Source organism: Paenibacillus sp. CF095 (genome assembly GCF_900101225.1).
Classification (GTDB): domain Bacteria; phylum Bacillota; class Bacilli; order Paenibacillales; family Paenibacillaceae; genus Paenibacillus.
Map to the genome: position 1 here is coordinate 245,517 of NZ_FMZN01000002.1, position 12,581 is coordinate 258,097.

Below are 12,581 nucleotides of genomic sequence, written 5' to 3' on the forward strand. Positions count from 1 at the left end.
TATGTCCTGGTTCATCCCGATCTGTATCGCCGTCAGTTGTATATTTGCGGTATTCACGATTTGGTTAACAATTGCAACCCTTCGCTTTCGGTCGAAAGTTATTCGCAAGTATGATCGGAGGAAAGTAAGTGGCTGATTTTATTTTAATATTATCGATATTTAGTATCTGGATTGCCGTATTCGAGTCGATTGTTATTATGGCAGGTGCGATTCGTTTTATTAATAAACAGGACAAAAAAGGGATTCATATCCCTGAAGATATGGATCATTATCCAACAGTCACGGTCATGGTACCTGCGCATAACGAGGGTCTGGTCATTGTTTCGACGGTAGAGCACATCCTACGACTGAATTATCCGGAGGATAAAGTTCAGGTCATCGTGATCGCGGATAACTGTACAGATGATACTGCAGAGAAGCTGAGGTCATTCCTCAGTCAGACCAGTTATATGAATCGCAACGTGACAGTAATGGAGCGAAAAGGAACAGGTGGCAAGTCCGGGGCATTAAATGACGGACTGGACATATCCACGGGCGATTGGATCTGTATCTTTGATGCAGATGCCGCACCTGAACGGAATTCATTAATGTTTTTGGCGCAAAAATCACTTGAGAACCCTGAACAATATGGCGTGGTTTTTGGCAGAAACAAAGCACGCAACAGAGGACAGAATTTCCTCTCCAAATGCATCAATCTGGAGATCATCACTTCGCAACGGGTGTATCACACAGGGCTATGGGAATTGTTCCAGCTGGGTTCCATCCCGGGAACGAATTACATTATCAAAACCGATTTGATCCGGGAGATTGGTGGCTGGGATGTGACAGCCATTACAGAAGATACGGCACTATCATTCGAGATATTAAATCGCGGACAGTTTGTGGCACTTGCGCCGCAAGCGGAAGCCTATCAGCAGGAGCCGGAACAGCTTAGTGTATACATGAAGCAGCGAGAACGCTGGGCGAAGGGGAACTACCAGGTGGTACTGGATAATATCCATAACCTGTTCAACCGTTCCAGTTGGCGTAATAAGTTGCTGGTCATCTATTATGCCGTCAGTTATTTCTGGTTCATGCTTGCGATCATTGTATCGGATATTATATTTCTCGTAAATCTGGTTTATCGGGTGATTGCCATATTTAAACCAGAGGTCATTTCACCGTTCCAGTTTGCCGGCGATGCGTATGTCTTCCTGGTCATTGGTTGGGCGCTCATGTACTTTATTTACGTGTTACAGATCAATCTGGCACTTGCCGCAGATATTGGACAGAGCAATACCCGTAATTTCATCTATGCCTGCGTGTCCTACTTCACGTATGCACAGCTGTTCATCCTGATCTCAATCAAGGCATTCTACTCCTTGATTATGGACAAGATTCGGAAACGCGAGAGCAAATGGTACAAAACAGAACGTTTTGGCTAAGCGACGAAATTGTAGAAGTGCAAGGCAGAAAGGCTGTTTGCTGGATAACTCCAGACAACAGCCTTTTTTTGTTATAGCCAGGCACATCCATATTCTGTATACTCTTACAGGCTGTAAATAGGATCATGCTTATCCGAAATGGAGGGTCACGGAATGAAGGACAGAGGATCGGATTTTTACGATGATGAGGCGAACTTTGAGAAGTACATGGAACGTCGCAAGTGGCAGGAGAACGCCAATGATACATTGGAGAAGCCGGTGATGCTGGAGTTGATTGGTGATGTTGCCGGCAAGAACATACTGGACCTTGGTTGTGGAGATGCAAGGTTCGCCGCAGAATTGCTGAGTGGGGAGCGCGAAGGTGCAACGTATACGGGGATTGAGGGTTCGGTGAATATGATTCAGGCAGCTAACGAATCAGTAAAAGGAATGAATGCCCGGATTGAGCAAGCGTTCATGGAAGACTGGACCTACCCGGCTGGAGCGTATGATCTGGTGATATCGAGACTGGCTGTTCACTATATTGAGGATGTGGAGAGCCTGTTCCGCAACATATACAATACTTTGAAAGAGAACGGGACATTTGTATTCTCGGTAGAACATCCTGTGATCACGTCCACACTGCAACCTTCCGGGACGCGAACGGATTGGGTGGTTGATCAGTATTTTGTGGAAGGATTCCGTGAGCAGCAGTGGCTGGGCGGTTCTGTGAAAAAGATGCATCGTTCCATTGAATCGTACTTTATGGCATTGCAGCGGGCAGGGTTCCGTGTAGAACATTTGCGCGAGTCAGCACCACAACGTGCTTATTTTGTAAACGAGGAAACCTATCTGCGCAGGCAGCGTATTCCATTGTTTCTGTTTTTAAGTGCCCGGAAGTAGATAGTGATAAAGCGTATAGATAAATAGAAGGACATAACTAAGTTATACTCATAAATTAGAAAGTTCTACACAGAAAACGGTGGATAACACTAGATATAGCAGTGAAAAGCCCAAAATCTATCCACATGTGGATAAGATATTGGGCTTTTACTGTTATGTTTCTACACCTATGTTACGTTTGCTGTGTATAACCCCGCAATTATGAATCCGCCGCAGCTCTGACATAGACACGATCCCCGTGCCGATCAACTTCCACAGGTGCCTCGAAGAAGTTACTCAGCACTTCGGTGTTCATCAGATTGTTAGTTAATCCGCTATGGACTATTTCACCCCGGCGAAGCAGGAGGCTGTGACTAAAGACAGGCAATATTTCCTCGGTATGATGGGTGACGTAGATGAGTGAAGGGGTGTCTGGACGCTGTGATAATTCACGAATGCTGTCCAGCAATCGCTCTCTTGAGAACAGATCCAGTCCATTGCAAGGCTCGTCCAGAATAAGTACGCGCGGATTGGCCATGAGTGCTCGGGCAATAAGAAGTTTCTGTTTCTCGCCTTGAGAACAGGTACGATATTCCCGATCCCACAGGTGCTGACAGCCCAGCGTTTGCATCAATTGTTTTGCCTGTTCCAGATCATCATCTGACAGCTTGTCATACAGGCCAATGGTGGCGTGTTTGCCACTGATCACGACATACTGTGTGCGATCCGTACCGTACAATTTCTCTTGCAGAGACGAACTGACCCAGCCGATGGATTTGCGGAGCTGCCTCAGATCCACATCACCATATTCATGGCCTAACACGGATATCTTGCCTTCGGTCGGCCAGAGATACCCGGTGATCATGTTCAGGAGTGTTGTTTTGCCGGAGCCATTCAGGCCAAGCAACGCCCAGTGTTCACCATCATTAACCTGCCAGCTCACATCGTTCAGCAGGGTAAGGGGTCCCCTTTTCCAAGTGACATGTTGTACATCAATAATCATGCGTTATTCCTTCCTTCTGTTATCCTCGATTGTCTTAGGTGTATTGTAGTCACAAAATCAGTGAGGTTTCAACGGTTATCACGCTGTTCTTGGTTGGTCCTTGCGCAGAAATACAGCACACACACCAAGCAGTGGCAAAAACGAACATAACTTGATAACAAACGCAATGCTGGTCACGTCAATTAAGGACCCCAGCACAACCGAGCCAAGTCCAGCCATGCCAAACGACAGGCCAAAAAACAATCCGGATACCGTTCCAATATGACGAGGAAGCAATTCCTGCGCATAAACAATGATGACGCTGAAGCCGGACATCAGGATGAGTCCAATCATTCCGCATAATACCATGGACAAGACGGGTCCCGCATAAGGTAGCAACAGGGAAAACGGTGCAGTGCCTGCAATGGAGAACCAGATCATCGGTTTGCGTCCGTAGCGGTCAGCGAGTGGGCCGCCGAGCAAGGTTCCGACCATGCCTGCAAATTGCAAAATAAACAGACAGATCTGTGCTTGGGAGAGAGGCAAGCCATATGCATCGGCGTAATAGAAGGCGTAATACCCGGTCATGCCTGCAATATATACGAATTTGGAGAACAGCAGCAGGATGAGGATACCCATGGTAAAAGCGATGAATCCTCTGCTCACAGGCCGAGTTACTGGCTCTGCGCCGCTTGATTTTAGAGGCTGCTGCTGACGAATGTGAGTCTCGGCAAGCTTGTCTCTGTACCAACGACTGACAAAAGACTGAATGAAGATGCCGATCAGGGCAAAGCCCATCAGCCATAGAAAACTACGCTGTCCATGTGGCAGCAGGATGAAGGCGACCAGTAATGGAGCAATAGCCTGTCCTGTGTTGCCTCCCACCTGGAAGATCGACTGCGCCATTCCACGTCCACGGCCGGCTGCCATATGAGCCACGCGTGAGGATTCGGGGTGGAGGATGGATGAGCCTATGCCAATCAATGCTGCCGCAACAAGCAGCATCCATAACTCGGAAGACAAGGCTAAGCCGAGAACACCGATCAGGGAGAATAACATACCTCCGGGAAGCAGGATCGGCATTGGCTTGCGGTCTGACATATAACCGACCAGTGGCTGAAGGACGGATGCGGTAATATTCAGGGTGAAGGCAATCCAGCCCATCTGGGCGAAACTGAGCTGCATGGTCTGCTGGAATAGCGGGAATGCAGACGGAACGACTGTCTGCATCGCATCATTTAGCAGATGGGCGAAGCTGACTCCGGCGAGTGCCCAATTGGCGGAGGAGTTGATTTGCATTTTGCTTAAAGTGGCCTGAGCCATGGGAGATCACCTCGAATTATTTTTTTCAATGATAAAAGATGGGGGCAGATCGTGTCTTTGTGAAAAGTGCTTGGAAAGTGAGCACAATTTGCTATAATGTCAGCAGGTGAGCAAACGATGGAATTAAACATGACACTAAATGGGTTGGAATTATGGAAAGCTACCGGAGGGTTTGCGAATGAGCCGCATGTACATGACGACTGGTATCAGCTAACGCTGCCGGTCAGAGGCCAATGTCATCTGGTACAGGAACGGCAGGCATACCCGCTAAAAGCAGGCATAGGGATTATTGCTCATCCCCAGACTGAGCATTATTTTGAGATAGGGTCGGATTCGGCTGTCATTGTGATCAAGTTCCGTAAACCGCCATTAGGCAGTTTCGGAGGTGCGGAGTTAAGTGGGGAACGAGCTGAGTTTAGACCTACCCAGACATTTGATCCTGCTGAGATCAGCAGTCTGTTTCGAGGCTGGAATTCCATTTTGTTAGATGATGTGCCCGAAATGCTGCAAGTGCAGGAAACAGAACTGGCGATCGAAACGTATCTAAGACGTATGTTGACGGGGCAGGAAAATGAAAAAAGGACTGTAAATCCCGGTACATTCATTGACCCTCATCTCCAACGAGTGCTGGATTACATTCACAGTGCCTATACAGGCCCAATGGATATTGATTCGATGGCGATGGTCGCGCATCAGAGCCGGTATCATTTTATGCGTTCTTTTAAGGCTCTTACGGGAACAACACCGTATCAATATTTGCTGAATTTGCGCGTAGAAGAAGCGTCCAAGAGGCTTCGCCATACAACGGATTCAGTAACCACAATCAGTTATGAACTGGGATTTTCCAGCGTCAGTCAGTTTTACAGAGCCTTTCAGCGAGTGTATGTTATGACACCGATGGAATATCGGAATCACGTGTAGATTTTAACGGGCAGTCTCGCATATGCGAGACTGTATTTTGAATGTTATAACATGACACTGATTTTTGTTGTTGCCAAACGATGGAGACTTTGCTAAGATGGGAAAAAGTTTATGTAAGCGTATACATTTAAGTTAAAATTACAACGTTGTAATTATGGTTTTGAAAATTATTACAAAGACAGAACTATGGTGTGAGGAGGACTATTTCAAGTAATTATCTCGTTAGTACGCAGAATGATATAGGTTGTTACAAAATGTGAATGAGATGAATAACAAATACGTCAGTGAAATGACAGTTCTTTTTTATTTAAAAATTCAAACGTTGTAATTATGTAGCGAAGGGGAGTGTTTCACGTTGAAAAAACGCATGTCCACGCTGTTCAGCCTGATCAGACGGGATAAGTATTTGCTACTGATGTTTTCGCCTATCTTTCTGTATTACCTCATCTTCATGTACCTTCCGATGCCTGGCGTGCTGTTGGCATTTCGCAATTTCTTGCCGGGGCAGGGCATGCTCAGCGGGGAGTGGGTGGGACTGCGCTGGTTCGAACAGTTTGTGAATTCCATTTACTTCTGGCGACTGCTGCGTAACACATTTCTGCTCGCCTTCCTGCCACTCCTGTTTGGTTTCTCCATTCCGATTTTATTCGCTGTCTGCATCGTAGAGATCAAGAACCGGACATTCAAGCGATTTGCCCAGACCGTTACGTACCTTCCTCACTTCATCTCCACTGTTGTTGTAGCCGGCATGATTATTAACTTCCTGTCACCAACAGACGGTATTGTGAACACCCTCATCGCGAGTCTTGGCATGGAAAAAGTGAACTTCATGATGGATGCCAGCTGGTTCCGCACCATCTTCACCAGTTCCGACATCTGGCAGAGCTTTGGCTTCAGCTCCATCATCTACATTGCAGCCATTATGGGGATCGACCCCGAGATGTATGATTCCGGCAAAATCGACGGCGTCAACAAATTCCAGGAGCTATGGCACCTGACCCTTCCCAGTATCAAACCAACCATTGTCATTCTTCTGCTTCTGTCGCTTGGCGGCATTATGAGTGTAGGTTTCGAGAAAGTATATCTGCTCTACAACGGAGCCACCTACGAAACGGCTGATGTCCTGTCCACCTATGTATACCGGATGGGGATTGAGGGCCAGAATTACGGCTTCGCCACAGCGGTCGGCTTGTTCAACTCCGTTATCACCTTTGTCCTTGTGTTTGCTGCCAATTCCATGACCCGCCGCCTGACCAAGATGTCACTCTGGTAAGACTATAACCCGGACCAAAGGAGATCTGTATGCAAAAATCGAGAAGTGACCGTTTGTTCTACGGATGTGTCTACCTGCTGACCATACTGGCGGTTGTTGTCACGTTGTATCCCTTTCTGTACGTCATTAGCATTTCATTCAGCTCGGTGGATGCCATCGACAAACAAAAAGTGGTATTGTGGCCCGTTGGATTTACCCTGTCAGGTTATCAAATGGTACTGCAATACAAGGAGTTATGGGTTTCGTTCTACAACACTCTCTGGTACACCGTGGTAGGCACACTGTTAAACATTGTGGCAACTTGTCTTGCCGCGTTTCCATTATCCAGACAGCAGTTTTTCTTACGTCGCAAGCTGAATTTTTTCATCGCCTTCACCATGTATTTCTCGGGTGGACTCATTCCGGTCTACATGCTGATTACATCGCTTGGGCTGTACAACACCCGCTGGGTTATGGTGCTGCCTGTGCTGGTGATTACGTTTAACGTCATGATCTGCCGCTCAGCGTTCGAAGGTATTCCGAATGAAATATTCGAAAGTGCCAGTATAGACGGGGCCAACGAGATGACGATGCTGTATCGTCTGGCGGTTCCGATCATCAAGCCAACACTGGCTGTGCTCACGCTGTACTATGCGGTATTCCACTGGAACAACTTTTTCACGGCCCTATTATATCTGGGCAAACAGGATATGCAGCCCTTACAGATGTTCCTGCGAAGAGTGCTGATCATGGCTTCGCCGGAAGTGATGCAAAAGATGGGCGGTACGATGACATCCGGTGCACTTGCGGTATCAACGCTTCAGGTCCGTTATGTATCCATTGTGGTCAGCATTCTGCCTATTGTTACGATCTACCCGTTTATCCAACGGTACTTCGTTAAGGGGATTACCCTCGGAGCCGTGAAAGGATAGCTTTTAATACTTAAGTGTCATGTCATTCAAGGGAGTTCAAAATGGTTCATACCAAGGAGGAATGATGGATGAGATTTAAAGGGGCAGGAAGAAAAAGTGTAATCGCAGCGATACTGGCAATCAGCCTGGCGGGATGTAGCGGTGGAACAGGGTCGGGAACTGATGCGGGGAGCACCCCATCCAGTTCAGAGCCAGCCTTCAATTATACCGGAGCAGGGCCGGTGACGGATCAACCGGATGCCAAGTTGTCTATTCTGGGCACCAACGCTTGGACGACTAATGTGGACTTGTCCACCGCAGCGATCGTTAAGAAAATCGAGGGCAACGCAGGTGTTACGATGGATTGGGATCTAATTCCGCCGCAGAACTATGCGGATGCCGTAAATCCGAGGCTGGCTGCCGGTACCGGTTTGCCCGATATCGTGTACCTGCCGGATCAGGATCAATTGATGAAGTACATCAATAGTGGCCTGTTTATCCCGATTGACGAGCTGGTAGAGAAGTACGGCGTGAATCTCAAAAAAATATATGAAAAGTCCCCTTCGGTTAAAGCCAGTTTAACGACGCCAGATGGTAAAATGTATTATATTCCGCAGCAAACGCTAACCCGCAACTACATGCCGGTATTTATGGTCAATGTGCGCTGGCTTGATAAGCTGGGATTAAGCGAGCCGACCACGCTGGATGAATTTACGGCGATGCTGCGCAAGTTCAAGACAGATGACCCGAACGGCAACGGAAAAGCTGATGAGATTCCGCTGTCCATGGAAGCCAAATTTGTGTCCATGGCCTTTGGCCCGGCATTTGGACTTGATCTGTCCAATCAGTTTTATGCAGACGATCAGGGCAAGGTACATTTCAGCTACTATGAGCCGGCGTACAAGGAGTACCTGACCTATCTGAACGGACTGTACAAGGAAGGTCTGCTTGGGGTGGATTATGCGAGTACCACGAGTGATCAGGTCACATCGCGCATCTCTCAGGATGTGACGGGAGCAACGTTTAATTTTAGCTGGTACATGTCGATGGTCTACAGCCCGCTGTTCAAGGATTACAATCCGGAAGAGCCAATCATCAAAGGCATTCTGCCACTGAAAGGACCGCATGGCGATCAGTTCTACATCGGTCGTACCCCGGTTAGCGGCATCTTCGGCATCACGCGGGACAGCAAAAATCCGGAGCTGGCTTTCCGCTTCCTGGATTATGCGGTAAGTGAAGAGGCACAGACATATTATACGTGGGGCATCAAGGATGACACGTATACGGAAGAGAATGGCGTGAAGACATTTACGGACAAAGGCAAGGACAATGAATACATTCAGAAGCTCGGCATTGGTCCGGTGAATCTGCCGAACATCCAATCCACCGATTCTGCTGATTCCGTCGTAGCCCCTTGGCATGCCAAGATGGATAAGGAACTGGAGCCGTATGTGCGCGAACCGTTCCCATTTGTCTATGCCCTGCCAGATGAAGCGAGTGTGGAAAGCATGGCGATGCCTGACATCACCACATATGTGGAAGAGATGAATTTCAAGTTTATTAGCGGGGACGCCAGTCTGGACCAGTTTGACAGTTATATTGAGACGTTGAAGAAGATGAATATAGAGCAGGTTATTGCGGGCAGACAGGCACAATATGATCGTTATAAGGCTGCACAGAAATAGAAAATTAGGGTTTCAGGCGTATGAGAGGTGTTGATTGATTTTGATAACCATTAAAGACATTGCCAAACTGGCGGGGGTGAGCTATAGCACGGTATCGAAGGCGCTGAATGATGATCCCCGAATCAAACCGGCAACAAAGCAGAAGGTGCTGGCGGTCGCTGAGAAACACCAGTATCGAAAAAATATGTTGGCGCGGCAGCTCTCCACCGGCAGGAGCAACATCATCGGTTTTGTGCTGGATGAGCTGAGCAATCCGTTATTCTCTAACATCTCCGGCCGTCTGCACACCGAGCTGAAGAAGCGGGGATATCAGATGATCCTGGTTGTGGCGGATGATGGTGTGGATGTCTTCAGCCAGCTGCGCGTGGACGGATGTATTCTGTGGGACTATGCATTGGACAATCGGGAGATGTTCTGGAAAAAGTTCGCCACACTCAACATGCCATGTTTTGTGCTGGGTACAGATGAAGCGCCGAACTCTCCTTACATCAAGATTGATCGCAAAGAAGGGCTGTTCAAAGCAGTGGAGCATTTAAAATCGCTGGGCCACAGCCGAATCGGATTCATCGGCAACTCCCAGCACGTCAAGCTGGAGGGATACCGGGAAGCGTTGCAGCGTACGGGTCTGGATTTTAACGAAGATCATGTGCTGCCTGCGTATTCCTCTTGGGAGGACGGGTATTTTGCCATACGTAATCATGTGTTTGGGCCGGAGTCGCCAACAGCTTTTATTGGACTGAACAATCTGGTCACCCGAGGGGCGCTCCGGGCTTTGCTTGAGGCAGGTTACAGTGTTCCACGCGATATCTCGTTAATTGGGTATGATGATCTGCCGGATATGCAGTATGCCGAAGTAGCCTTGACGACGATTGGCCCATCTCTGGATGAACTGGCTGTGCAGGCAGCAGAGTTGATTGTATCGTTAATCCGTGATGAACAGGTTGATGTTCCGGTAGTCATTCAGCCCAAGTTGAACCTTCGCAATTCAACAGCAGTTAGTCATACATCTATTAGGTGAGTACAACATTCAAGGAGGAATTGCTTATGCAGGTACAGACGCAGTTATCCTGGTCTGAGCGAATTGCAGCAACGATCATCCAGCAATGTGACGGGGACGGTTATCATGCGTTCCCTTCGGGACGATGGGCATACGTGGAAGGCATGACCTTGATGGCGATGGCACGAACCGGGCAGTATTATGGCAAGCAGGAGTATATTGATTTTATGAAAAAACATATGGACCTGTATATTCAGCCAGACGGTTCTATTGGCACGTATACTTTGGAAGAATATAATCTGGATCAGATTAATCAGGGGAAAAACCTGTTTGCATTACTGGATGGTGCTGAAGATCAGCGTTACGCAGAAGCGGCACATCTCTTGGCAGCACAGCTCGCGGGGCAACCCCGCACGTCGGAAGGCGGCTTCTGGCACAAAAAAATCTATCCATTCCAGATGTGGCTGGACGGCCTGTATATGTCCTCTCCCTTTCTGTCCGAGTATGCGAAGACATTTCATCAACCCGAGTTATGGGATGAAGTAGCACATCAGATTCTGCTGATCGAACGCCAGACCCGTGATCCGCGGACCGGGCTGCTCTATCATGGCTGGGATGAATCGAAGGAGCAGGTCTGGGCAGATTCATCGACAGGTTGCTCGCCACACTTCTGGAGCCGGGCGATGGGCTGGTATGCCATGGCGATTGTAGACAGCGTGGAGCATTTCCCTGTGAATCATCCAAAACGCGGCACCATCATCGGCATCTTCGAACGGATGTGTCATGCTTTGGTACGCGTGCAGGAGCAGGAGAGCGGGTTATGGTTCCAGGTGCTGGATCAAGGCTTCCGCAAAGGCAACTATCTCGAAGCATCCGGGTCGAGCATGTTTGTATATGCACTTGCGAAGGGGGTGCGCTTAAGGTATCTGGAGCCGCATTTCAGAGCTGCGGCGGAGAAAGGATGGCAGGGGCTGTCCTCCAGATTGGTGGAGGAGACGGCTGACGGTGTTCGGTTAAACGGGATCTGTCATGGCGCAGGACTAAGTCTGGATCGGGATGGCTCGTACAACTACTATGTAAGCGAAGCGGTTGTAAGCGATTCCTTTATGGGGGTGGCTCCGCTTCTGCTGGCAGCGCTGGAAATGGAGCGATTGCCATGACACAGCAGAGATTGCCGAATACAGCATTGGAATCATCGTCTCCCTGTCTGACGGTTGCTTCAGACGGGACGGGGGATTATGTGACGATTCAGGCTGCAGTTGATGCGCTGCAGGAGAATGGCATCGGAACCGTTCCAATTCGCGTGAAGGCCGGTGTATATCATGAGAAGCTGAATATGGAGAAGCCGGGCATCCACCTGATTGGAGAGGGAGCGGAGCAGACGATCATTACGTATGATGATCATGCACTCAAGAAGTTCCCGGACGGGTCGCCATATCATACGTTTCATTCCTATACGGCTTTCATCGGTGCTGATGATTTCACGGCAGAGGGGGTTTCCTTCGTAAATGCTGCCGGTCCAGGTAAGGACGTAGGTCAGGCATTGGCCGTTTACGTGGATGGAGACCGCGCGTCCTTCCGCCGCTGTCGTTTGATCGGTCACCAGGATACGATCTTCACCGGTCCGCTGCCGGAGCAGCCCATGGATCGCAGTTACTTTGGCGGGCCACGCGATGGTGCCGAGCGGCGCAAACTGCGGCAGTATTTCGAGGACTGTTACATCGAAGGTGATATCGATTTTATTTTTGGCTCGGCTACGGTGGTGTTTAAGGGCTGCGAGATCTTTACGAGGAATCGCCTGACTGAAGCAGAGGCTGCGGATGGACAAGTGAACGGCTGGATTACCGCAGCATCTACGCCGGAGGATGTGCGTTACGGCTATGTATTTCTGGACTGTGATCTGACCAGCAATGCTCCGCCGCAGTCGGTGTATCTGGGCAGACCATGGCGTCATCATGCCAAAGTCTGTTTTCTGAACTGCTGGATCGGCGCTCATGTGAAGCGGGAGGGATGGCACAACTGGAACAAGACAGATGCAGAGCAGACCGTTCAGTATGCGGAATATAACAGCGCCGGGCCTGGTGCCGGAAGTGCTGCTGATCGTGTGGCTTGGGCCAAAATACTGACCGAACAGGAAGCGGCCGAGTACACTGTACCTCTGATTCTGTCCGGCGTGGATGGATGGCAGCCTTTGGAAGGGAGAGGGGAGCAGCGGCAGTAAGATA

Annotated in this window: 11 protein-coding genes; 9 read left to right on the top strand and 2 right to left on the bottom strand. The window is 48.9% G+C overall.

The annotated features are described in order from the left end of the window. The first annotated feature begins 128 nt into the window (after positions 1-128). Together BLS69_RS20410 and BLS69_RS20415 are read left to right on the top strand one after the other, a co-directional pair. Entirely contained in the window at positions 129-1,424 is a 1,296-nt protein-coding gene (locus BLS69_RS20410) for a glycosyltransferase family 2 protein (protein ID WP_091035619.1), read from the top strand. Positions 1,425-1,577: 153 nt separating this feature from the next. Then, entirely contained in the window at positions 1,578-2,306 is a 729-nt protein-coding gene (locus BLS69_RS20415) for a class I SAM-dependent methyltransferase (RefSeq protein WP_091035621.1), read from the top strand. Positions 2,307-2,505: 199 nt separating this feature from the next. Here the strand turns inward: BLS69_RS20415 and BLS69_RS20420 are convergent, their stop codons facing one another. Together BLS69_RS20420 and BLS69_RS20425 are read right to left on the bottom strand one after the other, a co-directional pair. Then, positions 2,506-3,288 carry an ABC transporter ATP-binding protein gene (locus BLS69_RS20420; RefSeq protein WP_091035624.1) on the bottom strand — a complete coding sequence of 261 codons (783 nt, stop codon included), beginning with the start codon at positions 3,286-3,288 and terminating at the stop codon, positions 2,506-2,508. 78 nt (positions 3,289-3,366) lie between these two features. Continuing rightward, the gene (locus tag BLS69_RS20425; protein ID WP_091035626.1) at positions 3,367-4,590 is read right to left on the bottom strand and encodes an MFS transporter; all 1,224 of its coding nucleotides are present in this window, start codon (positions 4,588-4,590) and stop codon (positions 3,367-3,369) included. Between the two features lie 117 nt (positions 4,591-4,707). On the opposite strand from BLS69_RS20425, the gene BLS69_RS20430 reads away from it, so the two are divergent. The 7 genes from BLS69_RS20430 to BLS69_RS20460 all read left to right on the top strand — a co-directional run bounded on the left by BLS69_RS20430 (position 4,708) and on the right by BLS69_RS20460 (position 12,577). Then, positions 4,708-5,511: an AraC family transcriptional regulator gene (locus BLS69_RS20430; protein ID WP_176872896.1), complete on the top strand. Its 804-nt coding sequence runs from the start codon at positions 4,708-4,710 to the stop codon at positions 5,509-5,511. Between the two features lie 355 nt (positions 5,512-5,866). Next, positions 5,867-6,784 (top strand): ABC transporter permease, encoded by a 918-nt coding sequence (locus BLS69_RS20435; RefSeq protein ID WP_240768206.1) that lies wholly within the window; start codon positions 5,867-5,869, stop codon positions 6,782-6,784. 29 nt (positions 6,785-6,813) lie between these two features. Then, a complete protein-coding gene (locus tag BLS69_RS20440) occupies positions 6,814-7,695 on the top strand; it encodes a carbohydrate ABC transporter permease (RefSeq protein ID WP_091035631.1) in 882 nt (293 codons plus the stop codon). A 68-nt stretch (positions 7,696-7,763) separates the two neighbouring features. Further along, positions 7,764-9,359: an extracellular solute-binding protein gene (locus BLS69_RS20445; protein WP_091035634.1), complete on the top strand. Its 1,596-nt coding sequence runs from the start codon at positions 7,764-7,766 to the stop codon at positions 9,357-9,359. A 40-nt stretch (positions 9,360-9,399) separates the two neighbouring features. After that, the gene (locus BLS69_RS20450; protein ID WP_176872898.1) at positions 9,400-10,377 is read left to right on the top strand and encodes a LacI family DNA-binding transcriptional regulator; all 978 of its coding nucleotides are present in this window, start codon (positions 9,400-9,402) and stop codon (positions 10,375-10,377) included. Between the two features lie 26 nt (positions 10,378-10,403). Beyond that, positions 10,404-11,516, top strand: a complete 1,113-nt coding sequence (locus BLS69_RS20455) for a glycoside hydrolase family 88/105 protein (RefSeq protein WP_091035639.1) — start codon at positions 10,404-10,406, stop codon at positions 11,514-11,516. Further along, on the top strand, positions 11,513-12,577 hold the full coding sequence (locus BLS69_RS20460) for a pectinesterase family protein (protein WP_091035642.1): 1,065 nt from the start codon (positions 11,513-11,515) through the stop codon (positions 12,575-12,577). Before BLS69_RS20455 ends, BLS69_RS20460 begins: the two co-directional genes overlap by 4 nt. Positions 12,578-12,581: the final 4 nt, after the last annotated feature.